This window comes from Kribbella steppae (assembly GCF_004342025.1).
Taxonomy (GTDB): domain Bacteria; phylum Actinomycetota; class Actinomycetes; order Propionibacteriales; family Kribbellaceae; genus Kribbella; species Kribbella steppae.
Map to the genome: position 1 here is coordinate 26,333 of NZ_SLWN01000008.1, position 24,094 is coordinate 50,426.

A 24,094-nucleotide genomic window follows, 5' to 3' on the forward strand; every position below is an offset into this window, starting at 1 on the left:
TCCCATGTACGAACGGCTGCGGGTGGACCGCTCGACCACGGTGGACCGGGTGGTCGACGCACTGCGTGCCGCCCTGTTCGCCGGCGACCTCGAACCCGGTACGCCGTTACGCGAACAGCCACTCGCCGAGGCGCTGGGGGTCGCCCGGAGCACCGTTCGCGAGGCGATGACCATGCTGGTCACCGAGGGTCTCGCGATCCGGGAGCCGAACAAGGGTGTCAGTGTCGCGATCCTGCACCCCGACGCGGTGGCGGACATCTGCCGGGCGCGGTTCGTGCTGGAGTCGGCCGGCATCCGGGCCTGGTTCGACGCCGACGAGGCCGCCCGGGAACGGGTCCGGGAGGCGATGCGGACGTTCGCCGCGACCGCCAAGGACGGCGCGGATCCCGAGGCGATGACCGAGACGCACCTCGCCATCCACCGCAGCCTGGTCGCCCTGACCGGCAGCGAGCGGCTGATCGCGACCGCCGACTCGGTCACCGGTGAGGCCCGGCTGGCGCTGGCCCGCGTGGACGCGCTGCGCCAGGACGCCCGCCAGCAGGTCGCCTCCCACCGCAAGCTGGTACGCCTGCTGGAGCGCGGCGAGCTCGACGAGTGCGTCGACGAGCTCCGCCGCCACCTGGCCGGCGCCAAGGAGTCCCTCCTCGAAGCCATCGCCATGCCCCACACCTGATCCACGGACCTCCGACGCGGGGGGAGTCAGGTGGGGGTGACGCCGGTTGCGGTGATGGTGTAGGTCGCGGGGCCGACGCGGAGGCCGGTCAGGCGGGCGTCCGGATCCAGGGCGCTGACCTGGGGGTTTGCGGTGACGGTGCCGTCCAGGGCGACCTCGATGCCGAAGACACCCTCCAGGATCAGGCTGACCCAGGAGCCGGACGACGAGCAGGACCAGTCGATCAGGTAAGGGAACTGCGGCGGCGACTTCCGCGCGCCGCCGGCCATCGCAGGCACCGCCTCCTCGACGAAGTGCGCCTGACCGCACGGCCCTTGGTTGGCCGAGCGTGCCAACCCCGGCAGCCAGTCCAGTACGACGTCGCCACGCCCGAGCGCGAACAACGCCCGCCCAGCGTCCGCCGGCCAGGCCGGGTAGGCACCGTTCCACTGGTGATCCGGCCGCAGGCTGAAAGCAGCATCCGCGTCGTACGGCGAGAGCGCGCGCATCCAAGTGGGTGTCTGCAGCTCCCGCTGGAAGAACGAGACCATCTCCGTCCGCTGCTCCGCGGAGAGGTCCGACGCGAACGTCGTACCCACGATGTTGAAGTCGTAGCAGTGCCGCACCGGGACCAGTGAGCCGTCCGGCTGCCGCGCGTGCCAGAAGCCTTCGCCCTCGACGTAGAGCTCGTTGACATGACCCGCCTGCTCGTCAGCCTCTTTGAGCAACAGCGAGGCCCGGTCGTCGTCGCCCGACCGCGAAGCGACCTCGGCTGCGACCCGCATGCACCACACGTTGGCGGCATTGAAGCTGGCCACCTCGTGCACGTAGCTGCTCACGCACTCCATCAGGTTGTCGATACCGCCGTAGTCCGCCAGCGCATGCTCACCACGCAGCCCACGCCAGGCGGTCGCCCAATCGTGCACGTGCTCCGACATCGGCTTCGCACCCACTGGCGCGTCCAGGAACGGGGTATCTCCGGTGAAGCGGACGTAGTCGCGCACCAGCCGCGTCATGGCGAAGTCGTTGACCGAGTACCAGTAGCCGACCGGTCCGCCGGTCAACCACTCGGTCCCGAAGTGCTTGTGGGTATCGAGGCCGACCCAGTGCTCGATGTGCTTGCGCATCGGCTCCGGGTCGAGCAGCGCATGGGTCAGCGAGGACAGGCTGTAGTCCCAGATGAACGTGGTGGTCTGCCAGTACCGCGGCATCAACGTGTCGTACGTCCGCCCGATCACACTCGCCGGGTTGTCCCGCCGGAACCACACCACACCGAGAACGCCCCACCAGTACAGCTTCCGCAACGCCTCGTTCGACGTCTCCAGAATCGGCAGCGACCCACTGAACCCGTCACCCGCCGGATCGAACGCATCCGCCAGCGCCTTGTCCCAAGCCTCCTCGGCCCCAGCAAAGACAGCCGGTACGTCGGCCACACACGCGTCGTAGTGGGTCGTCGCCTCAGCCAGGTCCCCAGTCAGCACGTGCACATAGCCAACGCGCGCACGCCCCGAGCCATCCAGCACAACTGTTGCCTCAAGCATCGAGCGATCGACAGACGCCGGTACGTCGAGACCCTGCAAGCTCACCGCGGATCCGGACTCCCCGGTACCGACCACGCGATCATCGACCGTGGTCAGTGTGTTCGGCTCCGACGGCGGCTCAGGCTTCAACCACCCACTCGGCGAGCGAGTCGCCGTACTGTCCAACGCAAAACCCAGCCGCACCGAGCGACCCGGTGCGCCGGAAACCTCCAGTTGTACGACGACAGCCGGCCGGCCCGGCGCACACGCGGTCACCGACCGCAGCGTCAACCCGTCGACGACCGTCGACCGCACCACGTGGTCCGGACGCCAGACGACGTCGACCGAGCCGCCGTACGAGCGGGCCAGCCGCCCGTCGACGTACAGCTGTCCGGTGATGCAGTCGCCGTGCGAGTACGGCGGGAAGTTCACCGAGCGAATCGCGAACACGTCGAGGTCGACCTGCGCGGTGCCCAGGAAATTGGTCAACCCGGGCGGGTTGAACATGTCGTCGTACGTGTGGGTCAGGACGTCGCTCGCCAGATCGGCGGAACGAGGGATGCTCATGAGGGGTCGGCCCAATCGGTGTTCGGGAGCAGGGGGTACCAGTCCGGTCTGGCCGGGTCCCGGTCGTAGGGATAGGGGCCGAGTTCGCGGAATAGTTCGGCGTACTCGGCGAGTTTGTCGCGGTCCAGTTCGACACCGAGCCCGGGTCCGTCCGGTACGGCGATCGCGCCGCCGTCGTACGGAATCTTGCCGCCGGCAATGATGTCGTCGCGCAGGTGGTGGTAATGCGCGTCGGCGGCGAAGGACAGGTTCGGTACGACGGCGCCCAGGTGCAGCATCGTCGCCAGCTGGATGCCGAGCTCGCCGGAGGAGTGCACGGCGACGCCGAGCTGGAAGGTCTCGCAGACGCCGGCGGCCTTGATACACGGCCGGATGCCGCCCCAGAACGTGGTGTCGAGCAGGATCACGTCGACGGCGGGGTCGCGGATGTTCGCGGCGAGCTGTTCGAAGTTCACCACCACGGTGTTGGTGGCGAGCGGGATCGAGGTCTTCTCGCGGACCCGGCGCATCCCGTTCAGGCCCCAGGTCGGGTCCTCGAGGTAGTCGTTGTCGAGGTCCTCGATCCCGCGGGCGAACCGGATCGCCTCCTCGACACCGAAGGCGCCGTTCGGGTCGAACCTCACCCGGTGCCCGGGGAACGCCTCGGCCAGCGCGCGGAAGCACTCACGCTCGTAGTCCGGCGGGAAGACGCCGCCCTTCAGCTTGTGCACGCTGAACCCATGCTCGTCGACGAGGTCTCGCGCGTGCTTCACCAACTGCTCGGCCGTCCGGATCTCACCGGTCCCGTCGTCAGCTGGATGGCGGAAGAACAAGTAGCTCGCGAACGGCACCCGGGAGCGGACCTTTCCGCCGAGAAGCTCGTGCACAGGGACGCCGAGATTCTTGCCCTGCAGGTCGAGACAGGCGAATTCGACCGCGGCCAGCAGCTGGGTCCGGTTGTTGTAGAGGCTCGCGGTCGGGTTGGCGAGCATCCAGCGCAACGCCTCGGTGCGGGCCGGATCATGGCCGACCAGATACTGCTTCAGACCGGTCACGGCAGCCTCGGCACTCTGGCCGCCGCCACCCATCTCCCCCAGTCCGATCAGCCCGTTGTCGGCCTCGATCTCGACCACGGTCCGCACGAAGCGGCCCCAGTGCGCGCCGTTGCTGTGCCGCAGCGGTGCCTCGAGCGGCATCGTCACGGTCGTCGCCCGGATGTCAACGATTTTCACTTCTGATCCTCCGGCAGTACGACGGCCAACCCAGCGGTCAGCCCACCATCGACCTTCACGTCCGCCCCGGTGACGAAAGCCGCAGCCGGAGACGCCAGGAAATGGATGACCTCGGCAACTTCTCCCGGGGTCGCCACCCGGCCGAGCGGATGCGACCGACCCCATTCGGCGACCACCTCGTCAGTCGACCGCCCGCCACCGAACTCGGCGGCCGACGTCCGCAGCATCGGCGTGTCCACCGAACCCGGGCAGACCGCGTTCACGCGAACCCCATCGGGAGCATGATCCACCGCCATCGCCCGGACCAGCGACAACAGCGCACCCTTCCCCATCGAGTACGCCGCCACACTCTTCTGAGCCGCATACGCCTGCACCGACGCGACCACCACGACGCTCCCACCCCGCGGGAGCTTCGGCACGAACGCCTGGCAGGCGAAGAACACCCCGCCGACGTTGACCGCCATCACCTCGTCGTAGACGGAGTAGGACGTGTCCACCACGGTCCCGTAGCGCTGGACGCCTGCGGCACACACGAGCGCGTCGACCTGGTCGACTTCCTGTGCGGCAGCGGACAACGCCTCCCGGTCGCCCACATCCACGGTGATGCCACGAACATCCAGCTCGTCCGACAGCGCGGCCAGCGCGTCCGCGTCCCGGTCGAGAGCGACGACTTGGTCGCCCCCGGCAACGAACCGCTCCACCGCACCGCGGCCGATGCCGGCGGCTCCCCCGGTGACAACAACTGTGCGACTCATATCCGCCTTTCAGAACTGACCGAGGGCCAAGCCTCGGGAGAAGAAGCGTTGTGCAGCCAGGAACAGGACCACGGTCGGAAGCGAGACCAGGAGGCCGCCCGCCAACACCGTGGGCAGTGCGGCGCCGCCGTACGTGCTCTGGAGACCGGTCAGGGCCGGCATGATCGGGCGGACCGACTCGGACTGGCTCAGCGTCAGGCCGAGCAGCAGGTCGTTCCAGACGAAGGTGGCCTGCAGGATGAAGATCGCGGCCAGCGCCGACCCGGCCATCGGCAGGTAGATGCTGCGGAAGATCCGGAACATGCCACCACCGTCGACGATCGCCGCCTCGAAGACGCTGCGCGCGATCCCGGTGAAGAAGTTGCGCATCACGAAGGCCGAGAACGGCACACTGATCGCGGTGTAGACGATGATCATGCCGACCCGGGTGTCGTAGAGGCCTGAGTCGGCGTACCCGGAGAACAGCGGCATCAGCACCATCTGCAGCGGGAAGATCGTGCCGCCGAAGATGAAGATGAACCACAGGAAGCCGTAGCGCAGCCGCAGCACCACGATCGCGTACCCGGCCGCGGCGCCGATCAGCACCGCGAGCACCGGAGACACCACGCTGTACAGCGTCGTCGCCACCAGGGTGTCGCCGAGCGCGGCCTTGTCCCAGGCCTCCGCGAAGTTGCCGAACAGCGAGAACCCGGCCGGCTTCCACACCGACGCCGCGTCGTACCCGTCGACGGACTTGGACGCGTTCACGATCAGCAGGTAGACGGGTGCGAGCCAGATCAGTCCGAGGACGACGAGCACCGCCGTACGGATCGGGCCGGAGGAGGTCTTGTTCATCGCGAGTCTCCGTCCGAGAGCTGGTAGCGCAGGTAGAGGATCGACGCGGCGAATGTGACCAGGCTGAGGAACAGGGCGATCGCGGAGCCCTGGCCGTAGTCGTTCAGCACGAAGGTCTCCTTGTACATGGAGAGAGCGAGCGTCTCCGACGACGTACCGGGACCGCCCTGCGTCATCACCCAGACCACGTCGAACGTCTTGAGGCTGCCGACGATCGACAGCCCGATCACCACAGTGGTGATCGGCCGGAGCTGCGGCCAGAGGTGGTGCAGGAACAGCCGGAAACCCTCCGCGCCGTCCAGCCGGGCAGCCTCCAGCGGCTCGGCCGGAATGGACTGCAACCCGACCACGAACAGCAGTGCGTTCACACCGGCCGCCTGCCAGGTCACCGCCACGATCATCATCAGCGTGTTGCCCGGACCGGCCTGCAGCCAGCCGGTGTGCTCACCCGGCAGCCCGAAGAAGCCGAGTGCCTGGCCGAGCGCGCCGTCCGGCTGCAGCACGAACCCCCAGATGACGCCAACGGCCACACCGGAGATCGCGTACGGCAGCAGGAACGGCAACCGCAGCCACGTGCCCCACTTGTGCCCATAGGTCAGTACGGCGACCAGCAGCCCGAGCACCACCGGGAGCGTCACCATGCCGACGACCCACAGCAGCGTGTTGACCAGCGCCCCCACCAGGTCCGGGTCGCTGAACATCGCCTTGTAGTTGGCCAGCCCGGACCACACCGGCGACGCGAGGCCGTCGTAGTCGGTGAAGCTGACGTACGTCGTCCACAGGAACGGCAGGTAGAGCAGCAGTGCAACCACGGCCGCGGCCGGCAGCCCGAACAGCGGTGCCGACCGGCCACCGGTCTGCAACGAACGCCCGCGGACCGGCGCCCGCTTCACAGGCGCCGGTCGCTGGAGAGTGGAGGAGGTCACTTCTGCTTGGCCCAGTACGCGTCCGCCTCGGCCTGGATCTTCTGCAGGCCCGGCATCGGGTCACCCGGCTTGGTCACGAACGCACCGAACACCTCGAGCGCCTTGTTCGCGACCGGTACGGGCGTCGCCTCGAACCAGCGGTTGATCAGCCGGTAGCCGTCACCGCCGACATCCTTGTTCAGGGAGGCCAGGCTCGGGTCCTTGACCTCGGCCTTGGGGTTGAAGGACAGGTCGCCGCGGGAGTTGGCCCAGGCGGTCTGCGCCTGCGGGGTGACCCACCACTCGGTCCACTTCTTCACCGTGGAGGTGTGCTCACTCTGAGCCGCCGAGCACACCGGGCCGGTCTCGAAGATCATCGAGGTCTTCGGCAGACCGGCGTTCACGTTCGGGATGATGAAGAAGTCGTAGTCGGTCCCGGCCTTCATCTTCAGCGAGTTGAGGTTGCCGCTGAACCAGGTGCCGAAGTTGATCATCGCGACGTCACCGTTCTTCAGCTGCGCCTGCGGCTCGGTCTTCGAGCCCGGGTCGCTGAAGTAGCCGGCGTCGATCATCATCTTCCACTCGTTCATCACCTCGACCACGCCCGGGTCGGTGTACTTCGCCTTCCCCGCGGCGAGGGCGTCGTACAGGTCCGGGTCCTTGCCGGCCAGCAGTGTCTCGAACCAGACGAAGCTGAACAGGATGTTGGTCTGGTAGAACGGCTTCACGCCGGCCGCCTTGACCTTGTCGGCGACCGCGAGCAGCTCCGGCCAGGTCTTCGGGGTCTGGGTGATCCCGGCCTTCTTGAAGACGGCCTTGTTGTAGTACATCACCCAGTAGCCGGCGTTCAGCGGTACGCAGTACTGCTTGTCGTCGTAGGTGAAGTACTGCTTGAGCTGCTCCGGCACGTTGCCGTCGGCAACCGCCTTGGTCCACTGGTCGGTGGTCTCGGCGACCAGCTTCTGGTCGACCAGGTCCTCCAGCTCCTTGCCGGTGTGCCAGGTGAACAGGTCCGCCTTCTCCTTGGTCCGGAACGACGACCGGATGAATGCGGTGTAGGTGTTGGAGTCGGAGTACCCGACCGGCTCCATCCCGACCCCGATGTCCTTCTTGCTGGCCGCGCCGACCTGGACGAAGGCGTCCTTCCAGCCGCCCTTGTCGTTGTAGAACTTCAGCGAGTCGACCGGCTTGTCCTCGCCCTTGGCGGCCTCCGAGCCGCCACCGCCGCCGCCCCCGCAGGCGGTCAGCACGAGCGCGCCGGCCACCGCCAGAGCGGTCAGTGCTTTCCGGTTGGTGATGCGTTGCATGGTGCGTCCTCTCAGCTTCAGGGGTGCTGAAGTCGGTTGTTGATGACGGCAAGGACTCCGTCGAGGTGTTCGTGGGTGAGGCGTTCGGCCAGCTCCGGGTCGCCGGCCAGCACCGCCGCGTAGATGGCCCGGTGTTCGTCCAGGTCGGTCTGCCGGTCGCCGTGGATGTGCAGGATCTCCAGCTGTTCACGGACGTTGACGACGGTGACGGACTCGACGACCTCAGCCAGCGTCGCGTTCCCGGACGCCTGCGCGAGGGAGCGGTGGAAGTCCATGTTGACCTCCGCCAGCTGGGCGTGGTCGCCGGATGTGACCAGCTCGGCCGCGGCGGCCAGGTCGCCGGCCATCCGTTCCAGTGCCGCCTCGGTGCGAACACGCGCGGCCAGGGCGGCGACCGGCGGCTCGATCAGGGCTCGCGCCTGGAGCAGCTCGATCAGGCGGTCGGATGACGGCGTCGGTGCCAACGGGTTGGCGAGTATCAGCCGGCCGATGTGCTGACCGACGTACACACCGGACCCGTGCCGCAGCTCCACGGCACCGGTGGCCTCCAGGCGGCGCAACGCTTCCCGCACCGTCGGTACGGCGACCTTGAACCGGTCGGCCAACGACCGCACGGACTCGAACTGGTCGCCCGAGGACAGCTTGCGGTCGGCGATCAGCGCCAGCATCGAGGTGGCGAGGTCGTCGAGGAGACTCCGCCGTACGACGCCACCGGACGTACTCATCGAGCTGCCACCAGGGTGACGGCGACGAAGCGGGGGCGGTAGATGCTCACGTCGGCGTACAGGTCGGTGTTGGCGTCGAGGCTGTTGACGTTGTAGCTGACCAGGAGCTGGTTGCCACGGCGCTGGTCCGGGTGGTCGTGGGAGTTGTACGTGATGATGTTGGCGTTCCCGTAGCTGCCGTCCGCCCCGGTCTCCGGAGTCTGATAGAGCTCGACCGGCTTGACCCACGGGCCGGTCGGCGAGCAGGAGAAGTACCCGAGGACCCGCTTGCTGAACAGCTCGGTGGTGTCGTGCGTGACCAGCAGATAGCCGTCACGCCAGCGGCTCACGCTGTGCTCGTTGGCGACACCCTCCAGCACACGTGCCGAGGCCGTCTCGTTCGCTGACCAGCCGTTGCCGGTCCAGTACTCCCACGGCTTCGCGGTCAGGTCGTCACCGCGGACGCGAGCCACGTGCTGGTACTTCGAAGCACCCAGGTCCTCGACGCCGTAGATGTAGGTGTAACCGCCGTCCCGCTGCAGCCACCCCGACCACTGCACGTTCGCGGCCGAGGGGATCGCGATGAGCTTCTTCAGCTTGAGGGTCTTGCTGTCGAACCTGGCGATGTAGTTGCTGGCCCAGCGCCAGTCCCACTGACCCGTCCCGGTCTTCTCGAATCGCAGTGCGACCACATCGAGGTTCCGGCCCGCGTTGCTGGTCTGTGCCGCACCGAACCAGTACCAGCCGTTGGCCGGCGGCGGGACGAGTGCGGTCGGGTTCGCCGGCGTACCTCCGGTGACGGTCTTCACGGAGTTGCCGCGCTGGACGACGAAGGAGTTGTTGATGAACGGCGTGGTGGTCGGACGGCTGCCGTCAGGGTTCACCGGGCCGAGGAACGTGTCGGAGAAGATCCACACGGTCCGGCCGCCGGAGAGCTTGACCGAGTAGGTGCTGTCCCCGCCGGTCCAGCCCTTGCCGGTGTTGCTGTAGGCGTTGAGCAGACGCTCCGGGTCGGCCTGCGGCCGCGCCTGAGCCGTCCAGTTGGTCCGCACCGCGTCACACTCGGCCGCGCCGGCAGCAGCACCCGGCTCGGCCGCCTGGGCGGCTGGGACTCCGGTGGCGACCAGAGTGAGTGCGGTCGCTGCGATCCAGAGTCGTCTTGTGACCGGTCGTGACTTTTTGGCTCCCACGGTTGCCCCCTCGGCAATCATTGACCTCACGAATGAAAATGATCAGATCACTTGGTCATTAGCGTGTCAAGACTCAGGGTTCGTTCAGGGCGCGTGCGGGGCCACGGCGCTACCGGTGGGATGGCAGGATCGACGGCATGAAGAACTTGATCATCAAGTTGCTCGCCAACGCGGTCGCGCTGGCGGCCGCGGCCTGGCTCATCAGCGGCATCACCATCCAGGGCGCGACCACCGGCCGGCGGATCCTCACCCTGCTGATCGTGGCGGCGATCTTCGGCCTGGTGAACGCGGTGGTGAAGCCGATCGTGAAGCTGCTGTCGCTGCCCTTCATCATCCTGACGCTGGGGCTGCTGATCTTCGTCATCAACGCCGTGATGCTGCTGCTCACCTCGTGGATCACCGGGCAGCTGGACGTCCAGTTCCATGTCGAGGACTTCTGGCCGTCCGCACTGCTCGGATCGCTGGTGATCACGGTCGTCGGCATGCTGCTGAACGCCGTACTCCCGGACAAGGCGGAGATCAAGTGACGTGAGGCGCGTCGAGATTGTCTGCTCGGGCAACATCTGCCGGTCGCCGATCGGCGAGGTGGTACTGCGCGCGAAGCTGGCCGACGCCGGGATCGACGACGTGGTCGTGACCAGCTCAGGGACCGGCGGGTGGCATCTGGGCGACCCGATGGATCCGCGGGCCGCGGCGGCGTTGCGCCGGCGCGGGTACGACGGCAGCGCGCACCGGGCGCAGCAGTTCCGGACCGGCTGGTTCGCCGAGCGGGACCTGGTGCTGGCGATGGACTCGGGTCACCTGTCGGAGCTGACCCGGCGGGGCGGAGCCGTCCAGTTGTTCGCCGAGGTCGACGTACCGGACCCGTACTACGGCGAGGACGAAGGCTTCGACGACGTCCTCGACCAGATCGAGAAGGCGGCCGACGAGTGGGTCGACCGCCTTCGCGACTGAGGTACTACGCCTGGCCGATGTCGGCCTTCAGCCTGGTGAACCAGTCGACGCCCGGGTCGAACTCCTTGCCGCCGGCGATCCGCGGGAACTCGATCGCGCGCAGCTCGTCGCCGCGCTCCTCGTCGTGGCCGACCACGCCGCTCTCACCCCGCAGCGCGGCGTCGACCGCGTGGTCGGTGCACTCCTTGATCAGCGCGAGGTCGCGGTCGTTGGCCGCGGCCGAGCGGCTGAAGTAGCCGCTCTTCTGCACCATCGTCTTCTCCGCGCCGATCCGCTCGCCGAACTGCTTGGCGAACCAGGCACCCGGGTTGATGGTGTCCAGCTTCACGTGACCGAACGGGTCCCGGCCGACCTCCTCGCCGCGGGCCTCCAGCTCGGCGACGATCGACTCCACCCCGGCACCCTCGGACAGGAAGATGTTGACGCAGTCGGTCTCGTCCATCACCTTGCGCAGCCGGTCCGCCTCGGCGTCCAGGTCGATCGTTGCCTCCGGCACGTACACCGCGTGCACGTCCCAGCCGGCCTTGGTCAGCCCGATCCCCGGGTTCCACTCCTGCTCGTCGACCCACTGCTGGTAGGCCTGTGCCGTTGCCGCGGTCAACCATCCGCAGTTGCGGCCCATCACCTCGTGGACGATCAGCATCCGCGGGTTCGACGAGTGCTCGGCGATGATGTTGCGGGCGTACAGCGCACCCTGCTCGGCCGCGGTCCAGGCGCCCAGGCTCTGCCGGATCGGGATCACGTCGTTGTCGATCGTCTTCGGCAGGCCGACCACGGTCAGGTCATAGTCGTGCTCATGCAGGTACGCCGCCAGGTCCGCGGCGGTGGTGTTGGTGTCATCGCCACCAATCGTGTGCAGTACGTCGACACCGTCGGCGACCAGCCGCTCGGCCGCGACCTGCAGTGCGTTCTGGCCGTCGGAGATCAGGCCACGCTTCACCAGGTCCGCGGTGTTGGTCAGCTTCACCCGGCTGTTCCCGATCGGGCTGCCACCGAACTTGTGCAGCAGTGCGGCCTTCTCCCGCACCTCGGGTGTCACCTCTAGGTGCCGGCCGCTGAGCAGGCCGTGGTAACCGTTCAGGTAGGCGATGATCTCCACGTCGGGAGCCACCTCGGTGTAGCGCTCGATCAGCCCGCCGACGGCGGACGACAGGCAGGGCGCGAGCCCGCCGGCGGTGAGCAGGGCAACTCTGCGGACAGACTTGTCGGCAGCCATGGGTCGGGGTCCTTCCGAACGTCGCTGAAGTCGCCACCAGACTAGTGATGCAGACCACCCTCAGGAGTGGTTGGGGTCGCGGACCGCCACGCCATCACAACCGCGGCCGGAGCGGCCGATCACGCCGGCCGAGGCCACGAGGGCACGATTGTGATGGGCTGGCGGACCGCCATTTATCCGAGCGGGACCGAGCGGGGCGGGACCGGGGTGGAGACGACGAAGGAACTGTTGGTCCGGCCGTACGGCGCGAAGCGGTCGAGGAGTGCTTCGAGTTTGTCGATAGCCGGGACCTGGACCCGCATCAGGAAGCAGTCCTCGCCGGAGATGCGGTGGCATTCGACGACTTCCGGCGTGCTCCGGGCCATCTCGGCGATCCGGGAGACCTGACCGGGCCCCGGCTGGAGCCGGACCCATGCGGCCACCGGCCGGCCGAGCGCGGCCGGATCGATGTCGAGCCGGTAGCCGCGGATGACCCCGGACTCATCGAGCCGGGTGATCCGCTCGCGCACGGTCGGCGTGGAGACGCCCAGCCGGCGCGCCAGCTCGGTGGTCCGCAGCCGGGGGTCGGCGGTGAGCTCCTCGAGGATCCGGATGTTCAGCTCATCCAGCAATGGGCTTGTCGTTTCGGTAAGCATTTCGACCTCCCAGGCTCCGTTCCGACATGGTAGCGCAGGCCGAAGCTTTCTACCGTTGTCGTCATGAAACCCACCGCCCTCGTCGCCGCCGGCGTGACCGTCGTCCTATGGGCCTCGGCCTTCGTGGCGATCCGGCACCTCGGGACCGAGTTGTCGGCCGGTCCGCTGTCCCTCGCCCGGCTGCTGGTCGGCAGCGTGCTGCTGGGGTTGCTGCTGCTGGTCAAGCGAGAGCGGTTCCGGATGGCGCAGCGACGGGACTGGCCGCTGCTGCTGGCCTGCGGTCTGCTGTGGTTCGGCGTGTACAACGTCGCGCTCAACTCGGCCGAGCGGCGCCTCGACGCAGGTACGGCGGCCATGCTCGTACACATCGCACCGCTGCTGGTCGCTCTGCTGGCCGGACTGACCCTCGGCGAGGGTTTCCCGCGGCAGGTACTCATCGGCAGCTTCGTCGCATTCGGCGGCGTGCTGTTGATTGGTCTGTCGACCTCGACCGGTCGGGCCGAGACCTGGGGTGTGATCCTCTGCGTGACGGCCGCCATCTCCTACGCGGTTGGTGTGGTCACTCAGAAACCACTCCTGAGCCGACTGCCCGCTGCACAGGTCACCTGGCTAGCCTGCGTCATCGGCACCGTCGTCTGCCTGCCCTACACGTCCGGTTTGATCCAGGAGATCGGTGCGGCTCGTCCGGCGACGCTCTGGTGGGTCTTCTACCTCGGTGCGTTCCCGACCGCGCTGGGCTTCACCACTTGGGCGTACGCGTTGTCCCGGACCACTGCGGGTCGGATGGGAGCGACGACGTACCTGGTGCCGATGGTGGCGATCCTGCTGGCGTGGGTGTTCCTCGGCGAGACTCCTGCGGGCCTTGCCCTGGTCGGTGGAGCGCTGTGCCTGGTGGGCGTTGCGGTCAGCAGGTCAGAGCGTCGCCGCAAGGTCGCGGAGGTGGCGGTGGATGCCGCTGTAGACGTCGGCCGCGGGTAGCAGGCGCTTCGGGACCTTGGTGACCACGCTGTAGTTGGCGTCGACCACGTTGGCCAGCGGTACTTCGCTGACCTGACTGAGCAACTGGTACGCGTCCAGCTTGTCGAGGCCGTAGAGCGAGCCGAGCCAGCCGACCATGTCGACCTGACCGGCACGCCACGCGTCCTCGAGCGGCCGGCTCGACCCGACCACCGCCAGGTAGTCGTCATTCTCGATCCGCGGCCAGGCGGGTCCAGGCGTCTTCACCAGCTCCACGATCAGTACGACGTTCATCGCGCCCTCGACCGCGGTCCCACAGGACTCGCCCTCGCCCTGGCGATAGTGACCGTCTCCGACCGAGAACAGCGCACCCTCGACGTTCACGTTGAGGAAGCAGGTCGCACCGGCCCGCATCTCCGGCGTGTCCATGTTGCCACCGAACGTGTCCGGCACCAGCGACGAGCGGACCTCGCCGGCGGCCGGGGCGAGACCGACCGTGCCCAGCATCGGCTCGATCGGCAGCGCGATCTCCAGGTCGCTGCCCTGCGCCTGGAACCCGACGGTCTGCTTGTCGGTGTCCACCTCGTAGATCCAGGTCCGCTCGGGCAGCGGATCCTGCAGCGTGGCGGTCCGATCGGTGCTGGTCAGGCCGCCGAAGAACGGGATGGTCGCGGACGCACCCCAGCTCCGGGCCGGGGTGACCTCGACGAAATGCAGCACCAGGGTGTCCCCCGGCTCGGCTCCCTCGACGTAGAACGGGCCGGTCTGCGGGTTGACGAACGGCATCGTCAGCGATGCGCTGGCCAGGTCCGCCGTACTGCGCAAGGTGCCGCAGAATGCGTCCTCGGTCCACAGCCGCAGGGCCGTTCCGGGCTTGATCCGGCGGAGCGGAGCAGCACCGCCGAAGGTCCAGGTGTACTCGTTGGGCTCAGGCATGAATTCGAGGATGTCCACAGGTCAGAAACCTAAGGTGTCCAGGAGGTGTTCGGCGAGCGATCAGCGGGTTCTCAGGCGATTCTCAAGCGGACGGCCTAATCTCGCGGGTAGTGGAACTTTCGGCGGTGACGGACCTTCGAGCGGAGCGGGGAACGAGAATGCGCGTATTGGTGGTGGACGACGACCGGGCCGTCCGGGACTCGCTGCGCCGTTCGCTGGAGTTCAACGACTTCGAGGTGGTGACCGCGTCCGACGGCGCCGAGGCGCTCGCGGTGATCGGCAACGTCGAACCGGACGTCGTGGTGATGGACGTGATGATGCCGCGGCTGGACGGGCTGGAGACCACCAAGGCCCTGCGGGCCGCGGGCAACAACGTGCCGATCCTGGTGCTGACCGCGCGGGACGCGGTGGCCGACCGGGTGGACGGCCTGGACGCCGGCGGCGACGACTACCTGACCAAACCGTTCGCGCTGGAGGAGCTGCTCGCCCGGCTGCGCGCCCTGCTCCGGCGCAGCACCGTGCCCGGCGAGGGCGGCCAGCGCGGCGAGGTGCTCCAGTACGCCGACCTCGTGGTCGACGTGGACGCCCACGAGGTGCACCGCGGTGACACCCCGATCCCGCTCACCCGGACCGAGTTCTCGCTGCTCGAGCTGCTGATCCGCAACCCGCGCCGGGTGCTCGAACGCGCGGTGATCCTGGACGCAGTCTGGGGTTACGACTTCCCGACCACCGCCAACTCCCTCGAGGTCTACATCGGCTACCTGCGCCGCAAGACCGAGGTGAACGACCTGCCGCGGCTGATCCACACCGTCCGCGGCATCGGCTACGTCCTGAGAGACACCCCACCGTGAGTTCGTCCGACCCCGACTTCCCGTCGTACGCCGACCGCGCGAACCAGCCGGCCGGCCCGCAGCACCCCGATCCCCCCGGCCGGCACCCCTCTCCGGCCGGTGGGCAACCTCTTGCCAATGGCAACGGAAACCGGGTGACCGCGACGGCGGCCCGGACGCAGAGCTGGGCGCAGCAGAAGCTGCACCACCTGAGCCTGCATGCCCGGGTGACCTTGCTGGCCGCGGTCGCGGTCGGCCTGGCGGTCGCGTTCGTGAGCGTGGCGGCGTACCTGACCGTCCGGCAGCAGATGTACCGGAACCTGGACGACAGCCTGATCCAGCGCACCACACTCGCCGCCAAAGGCCCCGTCCTGACCGATCCGGAGATCATGCAGGGCTTGCCACCGGAGGCGTTGGGGCTGGTCGACATCCGGATGGGCCTGCTGGCCGCGAACGGCCGGACCGCGGGTAGCCCCAAGTCGTATCTGCCGCCCATCGGCCCCGAAGAGCTGGCAGTGGCACGATCCGATCTCGGGACCGAGCCCAACATCCGCACGGCGGGCTCGCCGAACAACCAGCACTACCGGGTCGTCGCCGTCCCACTGGGTGATGACACCGCACTCGTCGTGGCTCAGTCGCTCGCCCCGATCGACCACACGCTGCACAACCTCGGCATCGTGTTGTGGGCGGTGGGGCTGCTCGGCGTGATCGGTGCCGCGATAGCGGGCAACACCGTCGCCGCGTCCGGCCTCAGACCCTTGGCGCGATTGACCGAGGCCGCTGAGCATGTGGCCCGGACGGAGGACCTGCAGCCGATTCCGGTCACCGGGTCCGACGAGATCTCCCGGCTGGCGCAGGCGTTCAACGCGATGCTGGCGGCGCTGGCGCGGTCGCAGGACCGGCAGCGACGGCTGGTCGGCGACGCCGGGCACGAGTTGCGTACGCCGCTCACCAGCATCCGGACCAACCTCGACCTGCTTGCCCAGGCGGACAAGCGTGGTGGCCTCCGGCCGGAGGACCGGCAGCAACTGCTGGACGACGTACGTGCTCAGATGGACGAGCTGACCACGTTGATCGGTGACCTGACCGAGCTGGCGCGGGACACCCCGCAGGTGCGCAACGCCGAGCTGATCGAGCTGTCGAACGTGGTCGAGGACGCGGTGATCAAGGTACGACGCCGCGCGCCGGGACTGGAGTGGGACGTCCAGCTCGCTCCGTTCCCGGTGTGGGGTGACGAACGGCTGCTCGGGCGGGCGGTAACGAACCTGCTCGACAACGCCGCGAAGTACAGCGTCCCGGAGGACGTGTCGGTGCGTGCGGACGGTCAGCCGATCGGCCGTGTCACGGTGCGGCTGCTGGACGGCGTACTGACGGTGACGGACTCTGGGCCGGGTATTTCCGACGCGGATCTGCCGCATGTCTTCGAGCGGTTCTACCGTTCCAGCGAGGCGCGCGGCCGGCCCGGTTCCGGGCTGGGTCTCGCGATCGTGAAACACGCGGCCGAGCAGCACGGCGGGATGATCTACGCCCGCAACGCGCCTGGTGCCGGCGCCCAGTTCACGCTGTGGCTGCCGCACGCCGCGACCCAGACCCGCTGATGTCCTAGCGCGCGATTCGCCGTACCCCAAGCAATCTGAAGACGAGCTGACTGGACCTTCAGGGGATCTTCATAGAGTTCTTCGGTAGCTCTGACGGGATCTTCAGGGGCTTCTCAGGTCCAGCCCGCAGAGTATTGGCCATGACCGAGAACCAGCCGCACCAGCCGCAGAACCAGCCCGGGTCCGACACCCCCGCGCAGGGTTCGACGACGCCCAGCCAGCCCCAGGGCGGGCAGCCGTCGTACGGCGCCAACCCGCAGGAGCGGACGCAGCAACTGCCGATGGGTGGCTACGGCCAGCACCAGCAGCAGCAGTTCGCACCGCAAGGTGGGCAGCAGCGGCCGGGTCAGCACCCTTCAGGTGGGGGCACATACCCCCAGTTCGGGGCGCCGGGGGCGCATCAGGGGACGTCTCCGGGCCCGAGCTGGCCCTTCGGTCCGCAGCCTGCGCAGGCCGCCGCACCGGCCAAGCCCAAGCGGCTTGGTCTGGCTCTGGTGGCCGCCACGGCCCTGCTCGTCGGCACCGCCGGCGGTGTGGGCGGTGCGGCTGTCTACTCGGCGACGAACGACTCCGGCGGCAACAGCCCGTCGGTGACGGCCCCGCTGAACGGCAACCAGGCCGCGCCCGCCGCGGCACCGGACGGCTCGGTGCAGAGCGCCGCCGCGAAGGTGCTGCCGAGCACGGTGAAGATCGCGGTCGCGACATCGCAGGGTGCGGGGACCGGCTCGGGCATCGTGATCAGCAAGGACGGCCTGATCGTCACCAACAACCACGTGGTGGCGGGCGCCGGCAGCGGCGGCAACATCTCGGTGATCCTGAACGACGGCCGGACGGTTTCGGCCACCGTCAAGGGCACCGACCCACTCACCGACCTCGCCGTGATCAAGGCGGACGCGACCGACCTGACCCCGGCCACCCTCGGCAGCAGCGGCGACCTCGCCGTCGGCCAGGGTGTGGTCGCGATCGGCTCGCCGTTCGGCCTGGAGGCGACCGTGACCAGCGGCATCGTCTCGGCCCTGAACCGCCCGGTGACGTCGGGCGACGAGCAGCAGGACAGCACGACGGTTTTCCCAGCAGTTCAGACGGACGCCGCGATCAACCCCGGTAACTCGGGCGGCGCCCTGATCGACCTCGCCGGCCAGGTGGTCGGAATCAACAGCGCGATCAAGACCGCCGGAGGATCGGGACAATCCGAAGGCGGCAACATCGGCCTGGGCTTCGCAATCCCGATCGACCAGGCCAAGCCGATCATCGACGAGCTGGTGGCCAAGGGCAAGGCCACGCATGCGCGGCTCGGAGTGCAGGTCGGCGACGCGCAGTCTTCCGGCGGGCTCTCGAGTGGAGCACGCCTCGGCGAGGTGACGTCCGGCGGTGCGGCGGACAAGGCCGGTCTGCAAGCGGGTGATGTGGTGACCGCTGTAGACGGCAAGGCGATCGCGTCAGGGGACGCGTTGGTCGCCGCAGTCCGTTCGCACCGCCCGGGCGACGACGTGAAGATCACGCTGACCCGCGACGGCAAGACCCAGACCGTGACGGCAACCCTCGGCTCGGACAACGGGAACCCGACCGGCTGATCCACTCGTTCCTCCCTGGTTGGGACTGCGGCCGCCCACCGAGCGGCCGCAGTCCCTTTTTCATCTGTCCAAATCGCGACCGCGCTGATCACTGACGAGGAACGCGGACAACGTCGATTATGACCTGCGAGAGCACCCTTAGAAAGGCCACCGACTCAAGAACTTGATCTGGATCGGGAAAAGTATTCGCACCTGTCGGATGCGCGACACCATTCCGATCTTTCATCATTGAATCCAGCCTAACTTTGGCCTCCAACATACTTTCCTTATCATTTCCGATTGATAAGTAGCTCTTCAGCGGAGCCTGCTTTCCGAGATCAGTCCAAACATCAATGACTCCAACCCTCTTGAGAACCTCAACCAACGTATTTGAATTCATGTTGGACTCTGTTATCGAAAGCACCCGCGAGGAAATGGTGACCGCGCCCACGGATCCAGCTCCGCCCAGATTCTGCCCAAGAGCTATCAACATCTGCTCTGCATCGGGGGATGTGAAACCAAAACGGCTTGGACTCTGAGCTACCTCCAGCGTCTTATGCTTCAGTTCAGCTCGCAGCTTGTCAGGCAGATCCGCATATTCGCTCACTTGAGCAGCTGCCTCGTCAGCCAATGCTACGACGATCTCACGAGCGAAATACTCAAAACGTCCGCATACGTACAAGAGGATCGAGCCAGCTAGTATAGGTAGGTCTGTCCGTACGGCAGGCGCCACATCAGCAAGGTCACTCGCCTCGAGCCAGGCGACAGTGCCGTCAGTAACTTCGACAGGTGGCTTACTCCCGGCAAACCGTCGAAACTCCTTAATCAGTCGCAAAAGGTGACCGGCTCGCTCCAGGTCTTCGTGGAATTGGTGCAGGACCTGTTCTAATTGGGCCATGCCCGATCACTTGCTTCCGGCAGAGAGTATCGAGACCGCAAGCTCGACACGCTCATGCACAGAACCTATCGTGTTACCACGACCAACGAGCACCTCATATGAGTCATCATCGCCCAAAGCGCGGTCGAGCGCCTGACGCACCGCTTTCGAGTTCACCTCGATGTTCAGACTCTGATTAGAACTCAGGGCGACCATCAGCGCGTCGTAGAGGGGCCTACTTAGGCGACCGTTCGCCTTCAGGCGGAAGGTTTCCGCGCCGAAGACATCATTGAGTCGAGATAGGTTCCTGGTGAAGAGGCCTTCCATCCTCTTCAATTCGGCTCGCTCAATGTCTGCTTGCGCCGCCATATAGCGATCAAGTATGACCCGCAAGGAACCTTGCTTATCGTGAAGAATCGCGTCGCGCAGTGCGAAGAACCTTAAGACCAACTCAGCGTCGGCCAATGACGCGTACAGCACATTTCGCGCCAGTGAGTCCGGTGGACTCGATTCTTCACCCTCGCTGTATGGCGGGATACCCCAGATATCAGTAAAGGGCTGCGACCGCGCGAGTCGGATGAGGAGCGCGTTGAACCTACCCGGGTAGAGAGCGTTTCTCAATTCCTGCGGATTCAGCCGAATACCGCCAGTGTTCAGACGATCAAACAAGACGCGCCGTACATCAAGAGTGCCACGGCTAGCGCGTTCAGTCTCCGCCAGGAGAACTATGGCCGGAAGACTTCGGCGATAGAGGCCCTTCTGCAGAACTGTTGGCAGATCACGAAACCTCTTGCGATTCAATTCGGGCCAGTATTCCAGCCCGCTCAGAGCATAATCATTCGAGAGGAAGGAGCTAATCGCATCCAAACGCTGCCGTCCATCAATTACTTCGTATTCGTTATAGTCTCGCTCGAATAGGAAGATCGGCGGAACCGGAATATTCAAGAGCAAGGACTCTATAAGCAACGATCGCTTCCTATTCGGCCAGCGAAGCCGCCGTTGATAAGTCGGCGAGATATCGATGATCTCCCGGCCAGGCTGAAGCGCGTGCTGCAAGTAGTCCAACTGATAATCTTTGGTTTCCCGGACGACCCGTAACTGACTGATTGCGTACTTCTCTGCCGGATCGATCGGTCGATCGGAATCATCCGACCATTCTGTGTCTGAATCCTCGTCTTCAAACCACTCATCGATGTCTTCTTTGTCAAGCTCCCCGCCATCGACGGTCTGCCCTAATGCATCCATACCCACCCCAATACTCTGCCTTGCTGATTCTCTGATTTCACCGAAGCAGCGCCCCACCACATGCTGACTTGGCGGATAGGATAGCGAGTTCAATTGTCAGCGTGAAGGAGGTGATCGCGACGCACTCGCTGGACGAGGTCGGCAAGCATCCCGATTTCGGCTCGGCCCAGGCGACGCTGCGCTGGATGCTGATCTACATGGTCGAGGAGACCGCCGGCCACGTCGGCGACCTGGACACCCGGCGCGAGGTCCTGGACAGCGAGAAGGGGTAGTACTAGGTGTCATGAGTGTGGAGATCCGGCGGGCGGACGAGCGGTTCCAGACAGCGAGTGAGTGGCTGGACTCGCGGCATTCGTTCTCGTTCGGGCCGCACTACGACCCGGCGAACGTCGGGTTCGGGTTCCTGCTCGCGCACAACGACGAGACCGTTGCCCCTGGCACCGGCTTCGACACCCACCCGCACCAGGATCTGGAGATCGTCACCTGGGTACTGCGTGGTGCCCTGGCGCACCGGGATTCGGAAGGCCACAGTGGCGTCGTCCACCCGGGCCTCGCACAGCGGATGAGCGCCGGCTCGGGCATCCGGCATTCCGAGTGGAACGACGGCGGTGAGCCGGTGCACTACGTGCAGATGTGGGTCCGCCCGGAGAAGTTCGACCTCGAGCCGTCGTACCAGCAGGCTTCGGTTGATCTGTCGTCGGGCGAGCTGGTTCCGATCGCATCCGGTCTGCCGAAGCACGCGAGCAGCACCGCGATCTACATCAACCAGCGGTCCGCGGGCATGTCGGTGGCCCGGCTGGCTCCGCGACGTACGGTGGATCTGCCGTCAGCGCCGTACGTCCATCTCTTCGTTGCCCAAGGCACCGTGAGCCTCGAGGACGCCGGCGAGCTCGGTACGGCGGACGCCGTCCGGCTGACCGGGGTCGACGGACCGCGTGTGACCGCGGGGCCTGACGGCGCTGAGCTGCTCGTGTGGGAGATGTACGACTAGTCCGGCTGCTCGCTCATCGTCCAGACGTGGCGGAGCGACTGGCCCGCCACACCGTCCGGGTTCTGGGCGAAACCCTCGACGAACTGGCTCATGTGCTGCTGCCAGCGCTGGTCGACGGCGTCGTCCTTGAGTTTCGCAACGGCGGCCTCGAAGTCGTCGCACTCGACCACGTGGAAGAGGTCGCGGCCACTGCGCCAGATGGACCAGTCGGTGATACCGGCGGCGCGCATCACGGTGATCAGTTCGGGCCAGACGCGGGCGTGCTCGATCTCGTAGGCCTCTTCGGTCCCCGGGATCAAGCGGCTGTGGAGAGCTAGGCGGTTCGTCACAAGGGAGCAGAATACGCCGGTGATGTGGTGGTCGGGGTGACCGAACCGTTACGCAGTCCGCTGGCTGGATCGGTCGACGGACGCGGGCGATGGGGTGGTTTGCGAGCCGTTCGACACCGACTTCGGCCGGATGGCGATCCTTCGTGATGCCGAGTCCGCGCCGTTCTCGGTCATTCAGCTGGGCTGAGCTGTCGATTCGTCCTGCGTCTTGGCGGTGATTCATCGCGGCGATCAGTACCTGCCTGATCAGGCGATTCCGCCGATGACTGCCAACTCAGGCGGCTCAGCGCGCGTCGTACCTTGAGTGGCTTGAGTAGTTTCGCCCTCGTGGGCTTGGAGCCACACGCCGAAGACTGTGCCAGGTCTCCATCCGTCATCATGCGAGAGTTGGGAACGTGAAGCGAACCACCACTGCGATCGTCTGCCTGAGTAGCCTGCTGATCACCGCCGGTTGCTCCGACAGCAAGGCCGGCACCGACGGCAAACCGGATCCGAACGACGAGAAGGAAGCGTCCGCCGAGGTGGTGAAACAGTTCGCCGCCGCCTGGGTCGCCGCCTGGGCGCCCGAGGGAAAGCCGGACGCGGCCGGGGCGCTGACCGACAACCCGACGGTGTTCGCCAAGCGGCTGGACGACACCGACTCCGCCCTGGTCGCGAGCACCGTGAAGGTGACGCCGCAGGACGAACCGGACTGCAGCGACGGCAACACCTGCACGCAGGACCTCGCGGTCGAGGCCGACCTGCGCGGGATCGGCACGATGAAGTGGACCAGTACGGCGACCGCGACGAAGGTCGGCGACGCCTGGAAGATCAAGGCCTCCGGCGACACGATCTACCCCGGCCTCGGCGACGCGAACTACCTCAAGCGGGTCCGTGCCCTCCCCGCGCGCGCCTCGATCACGGACCGCAACAACGTCGCGCTGACCACGAACCGCCCGGTCGTGATCGTCGGTGTCGCCGCGGGCACCAAGGCGACGGCAGCGACGTACGCGGCGTTCACGAAGAATCTCGAGGTGGACGGCGCGAAACTCGCCGCCCGGGCGAAGGCCGCACCGGCCGGCCAGTTCGTCGACGCGATCACCATCCGCGCCGAGGAGTGGGACAAGCTGCGGCCGACGATGGGCAAACTGCCCGGCGTGCTGACGATGGGCGGCACCCAGTCGCTGCCGGAGACGTCGGCGTTCGCGCGGTCGGTGCTCGGAACGATGAAGACCGCGACCGAGGACACCTTGAAGAACGCGGGACCGACCGCGTCCGCGCAGGACGAGGTCGGGACAACGGGTCTGCAGTACGCCTTCCAGCAGCAGCTCGCCGGTACGCCGGGTGGCACGGTGACGCTGCGGGACGGCAAGACCAAGCTGACGATCAAGACGGTTTTCAGCCAGAAGGGCACCGCCGGGAAGCCGGTGAAGACCACCCTCGACGTGAACCTCCAGCGTGCCGCCGAGGCCGCGCTGGCGACGAGCAAGTTGCCTGCGTCGCTGGTCGCCGTACAGGCATCGACCGGTCAGATCCTGGCGGCGGCGAACGGGCCGACGCCGACCAACTACAACCGCGCCTTCCAGGGTCGCTACGCACCGGGGTCGACGTTCAAGATCGTCACCTCGGCGGCGCTGCTGGGCAGCGGTGAGACCGCGGCGACCGCGCTGCCGTGCACGAACACGATCACCGTGTTCGGCAAGTCGTTCAAGAACTACGACGGACTCGCGGCGTACGGCGCGGGGACGATGCAGAAGGCGTTCAACGAGTCCTGCAACACCGCGTTCATCTCCCAGCACGGGCGGCTCCCGAAGGACGGGATGACGAAGGCGGCCGCGATGTTCGGCCTCGGACCGGACCTGAAGCTGTCGATCCCGGCGTACGGCGGTGCGGTGCCGGCGCCGAAGGACGACGTCGCCGAGGCCGCGTCGATGATCGGCCAGGGTACGGTCACCGCGAGCCCGCTCGGGGTCGCGATGATCGGTGCGGCGGTCGCCAAGGGCACGGCGATGAAGCCGGTGCTGGTGCCGGCCAAGGACGCCGCCGGACCGGCCGCCTCTCCGTTGCCCCCGGCAACTGCCGCTGCGCTCCGCACCTTTATGCGCACTACCGTCACCGGCGGCACCGCGCATGTGCTGGCAGCCAACGGCGCCGTCGCCGCCAAGACCGGCACCGCCGAGGTGGTCCAGAACGGCAAGGTCGTCACCAACGGCTGGATGGTCGGCTACCGCGGCGACGTGGCCTTCGCCGTCATCGTCGAAGGCGGTGCCTCCGGCGCCAAGGCCGCCGGCCCGGTTCTGACGAACTTCCTGGGTCGCTTCAAGTAGTCACAGAGAACGGCGGCCCCGT

At 67.0% G+C, this 24,094-nt stretch carries 24 protein-coding genes; 10 read left to right on the forward strand and 14 right to left on the reverse strand.

Annotation, left to right across the window (positions count from 1 at the left end):
* Nucleotides 1-4 precede the first annotated feature (4 nt).
* Entirely contained in the window at nucleotides 5-673 is a 669-nt protein-coding gene (locus EV652_RS23305) for a GntR family transcriptional regulator (protein WP_132211341.1), read from the forward strand.
* Between the two features lie 26 nt (nucleotides 674-699).
* Here EV652_RS23305 and EV652_RS23310 read toward each other — a convergent pair whose 3' ends face one another.
* Genes EV652_RS23310 through EV652_RS23345 form a run of 8 tightly spaced genes read right to left on the reverse strand, consistent with a single transcriptional unit; the run spans nucleotide 700 to nucleotide 9,645 of the window.
* The gene (locus EV652_RS23310; protein WP_132211342.1) at nucleotides 700-2,739 is read right to left on the reverse strand and encodes a glucosidase family protein; all 2,040 of its coding nucleotides are present in this window, start codon (nucleotides 2,737-2,739) and stop codon (nucleotides 700-702) included.
* Nucleotides 2,736-3,950 carry an enolase C-terminal domain-like protein gene (locus EV652_RS23315; protein WP_132211343.1) on the reverse strand — a complete coding sequence of 405 codons (1,215 nt, stop codon included), beginning with the start codon at nucleotides 3,948-3,950 and terminating at the stop codon, nucleotides 2,736-2,738. The genes EV652_RS23310 and EV652_RS23315 overlap by 4 nt, the downstream gene beginning before the upstream one ends.
* Nucleotides 3,947-4,705, reverse strand: a complete 759-nt coding sequence (locus EV652_RS23320) for an SDR family NAD(P)-dependent oxidoreductase (RefSeq protein ID WP_132211344.1) — start codon at nucleotides 4,703-4,705, stop codon at nucleotides 3,947-3,949. Before EV652_RS23320 ends, EV652_RS23315 begins: the two co-directional genes overlap by 4 nt.
* A 9-nt stretch (nucleotides 4,706-4,714) precedes the next feature.
* Nucleotides 4,715-5,539, reverse strand: coding sequence for a carbohydrate ABC transporter permease (locus EV652_RS23325; protein ID WP_132211345.1), 825 nt, complete (start codon nucleotides 5,537-5,539; stop codon nucleotides 4,715-4,717).
* Complete coding sequence (locus EV652_RS23330) at nucleotides 5,536-6,465, reverse strand: carbohydrate ABC transporter permease (protein WP_242001946.1); 930 nt, start codon at nucleotides 6,463-6,465, stop codon at nucleotides 5,536-5,538. The genes EV652_RS23325 and EV652_RS23330 overlap by 4 nt, the downstream gene beginning before the upstream one ends.
* A complete protein-coding gene (locus tag EV652_RS23335; RefSeq protein WP_199238363.1) occupies nucleotides 6,462-7,751 on the reverse strand; it encodes an ABC transporter substrate-binding protein in 1,290 nt (429 codons plus the stop codon). Before EV652_RS23335 ends, EV652_RS23330 begins: the two co-directional genes overlap by 4 nt.
* A gap of 17 nt (nucleotides 7,752-7,768) precedes the next feature.
* A complete protein-coding gene (locus EV652_RS23340) occupies nucleotides 7,769-8,476 on the reverse strand; it encodes a FadR/GntR family transcriptional regulator (RefSeq protein ID WP_132211347.1) in 708 nt (235 codons plus the stop codon).
* Nucleotides 8,473-9,645: a DUF5005 domain-containing protein gene (locus tag EV652_RS23345; protein ID WP_199238364.1), complete on the reverse strand. Its 1,173-nt coding sequence runs from the start codon at nucleotides 9,643-9,645 to the stop codon at nucleotides 8,473-8,475. The genes EV652_RS23340 and EV652_RS23345 overlap by 4 nt, the downstream gene beginning before the upstream one ends.
* Before the next feature lie 137 nt (nucleotides 9,646-9,782).
* On the opposite strand from EV652_RS23345, the gene EV652_RS23350 reads away from it, so the two are divergent.
* Together EV652_RS23350 and EV652_RS23355 are read left to right on the forward strand one after the other, a co-directional pair.
* Entirely contained in the window at nucleotides 9,783-10,172 is a 390-nt protein-coding gene (locus EV652_RS23350) for a phage holin family protein (RefSeq protein WP_132211348.1), read from the forward strand.
* Nucleotide 10,173: 1 nt separating this feature from the next.
* A complete protein-coding gene (locus EV652_RS23355; RefSeq protein WP_132211349.1) occupies nucleotides 10,174-10,599 on the forward strand; it encodes a low molecular weight protein-tyrosine-phosphatase in 426 nt (141 codons plus the stop codon).
* Between the two features lie 4 nt (nucleotides 10,600-10,603).
* On the opposite strand, the gene EV652_RS23360 is transcribed toward EV652_RS23355, so the two are convergent.
* Both EV652_RS23360 and EV652_RS23365 read right to left on the reverse strand, forming a co-directional pair.
* Nucleotides 10,604-11,815, reverse strand: coding sequence for a pyrophosphate--fructose-6-phosphate 1-phosphotransferase (locus EV652_RS23360; RefSeq protein WP_132211350.1), 1,212 nt, complete (start codon nucleotides 11,813-11,815; stop codon nucleotides 10,604-10,606).
* 173 nt (nucleotides 11,816-11,988) lie between these two features.
* Nucleotides 11,989-12,450, reverse strand: coding sequence for an Lrp/AsnC family transcriptional regulator (locus EV652_RS23365; protein ID WP_132211351.1), 462 nt, complete (start codon nucleotides 12,448-12,450; stop codon nucleotides 11,989-11,991).
* 63 nt (nucleotides 12,451-12,513) lie between these two features.
* Between EV652_RS23365 and EV652_RS23370 the strand changes: the two genes are divergently transcribed.
* Nucleotides 12,514-13,428, forward strand: coding sequence for a DMT family transporter (locus EV652_RS23370; RefSeq protein WP_132211352.1), 915 nt, complete (start codon nucleotides 12,514-12,516; stop codon nucleotides 13,426-13,428).
* Here the strand turns inward: EV652_RS23370 and EV652_RS23375 are convergent.
* Nucleotides 13,363-14,343: an acetamidase/formamidase family protein gene (locus EV652_RS23375; RefSeq protein ID WP_242001947.1), complete on the reverse strand. Its 981-nt coding sequence runs from the start codon at nucleotides 14,341-14,343 to the stop codon at nucleotides 13,363-13,365. The two genes, EV652_RS23370 and EV652_RS23375, sit on opposite strands and share 66 nt — an antisense overlap.
* Before the next feature lie 158 nt (nucleotides 14,344-14,501).
* Here EV652_RS23375 and EV652_RS23380 point away from each other — a divergent pair, with 158 nt between their 5' ends.
* The 3 genes from EV652_RS23380 (at nucleotide 14,502) to EV652_RS23390 (ending at nucleotide 18,345) form a co-directional block, all read left to right on the forward strand.
* Complete coding sequence (locus tag EV652_RS23380) at nucleotides 14,502-15,194, forward strand: response regulator transcription factor (RefSeq protein ID WP_132211354.1); 693 nt, start codon at nucleotides 14,502-14,504, stop codon at nucleotides 15,192-15,194.
* A complete protein-coding gene (locus EV652_RS23385) occupies nucleotides 15,191-16,771 on the forward strand; it encodes a sensor histidine kinase (protein WP_242001948.1) in 1,581 nt (526 codons plus the stop codon). Before EV652_RS23380 ends, EV652_RS23385 begins: the two co-directional genes overlap by 4 nt.
* A gap of 140 nt (nucleotides 16,772-16,911) precedes the next feature.
* Complete coding sequence (locus tag EV652_RS23390; RefSeq protein ID WP_132211355.1) at nucleotides 16,912-18,345, forward strand: S1C family serine protease; 1,434 nt, start codon at nucleotides 16,912-16,914, stop codon at nucleotides 18,343-18,345.
* Nucleotides 18,346-18,433: 88 nt separating this feature from the next.
* Here the strand turns inward: EV652_RS23390 and EV652_RS23395 are convergent, their stop codons facing one another.
* Both EV652_RS23395 and EV652_RS23400 read right to left on the reverse strand, forming a co-directional pair.
* The gene (locus EV652_RS23395) at nucleotides 18,434-19,222 is read right to left on the reverse strand and encodes a HEPN domain-containing protein (RefSeq protein ID WP_132211356.1); all 789 of its coding nucleotides are present in this window, start codon (nucleotides 19,220-19,222) and stop codon (nucleotides 18,434-18,436) included.
* Between the two features lie 6 nt (nucleotides 19,223-19,228).
* Nucleotides 19,229-20,446: a DUF262 domain-containing protein gene (locus EV652_RS23400; RefSeq protein ID WP_132211752.1), complete on the reverse strand. Its 1,218-nt coding sequence runs from the start codon at nucleotides 20,444-20,446 to the stop codon at nucleotides 19,229-19,231.
* Nucleotides 20,447-20,514: 68 nt separating this feature from the next.
* Between EV652_RS23400 and EV652_RS23405 the strand changes: the two genes are divergently transcribed.
* Together EV652_RS23405 and EV652_RS23410 are read left to right on the forward strand one after the other, a co-directional pair.
* Nucleotides 20,515-20,718 (forward strand): mycothiol transferase, encoded by a 204-nt coding sequence (locus tag EV652_RS23405; protein ID WP_132211357.1) that lies wholly within the window; start codon nucleotides 20,515-20,517, stop codon nucleotides 20,716-20,718.
* Nucleotides 20,719-20,729: 11 nt separating this feature from the next.
* Entirely contained in the window at nucleotides 20,730-21,437 is a 708-nt protein-coding gene (locus tag EV652_RS23410) for a pirin family protein (RefSeq protein WP_132211358.1), read from the forward strand.
* Here the strand turns inward: EV652_RS23410 and EV652_RS23415 are convergent.
* Nucleotides 21,434-21,766, reverse strand: coding sequence for an L-rhamnose mutarotase (locus tag EV652_RS23415; RefSeq protein WP_132211359.1), 333 nt, complete (start codon nucleotides 21,764-21,766; stop codon nucleotides 21,434-21,436). The genes EV652_RS23410 and EV652_RS23415 overlap by 4 nt on opposite strands.
* Nucleotides 21,767-22,161: 395 nt before the next feature.
* On the opposite strand from EV652_RS23415, the gene EV652_RS23420 reads away from it, so the two are divergent.
* On the forward strand, nucleotides 22,162-24,072 hold the full coding sequence (locus tag EV652_RS23420; RefSeq protein ID WP_132211360.1) for a penicillin-binding transpeptidase domain-containing protein: 1,911 nt from the start codon (nucleotides 22,162-22,164) through the stop codon (nucleotides 24,070-24,072).
* Nucleotides 24,073-24,094: the final 22 nt, after the last annotated feature.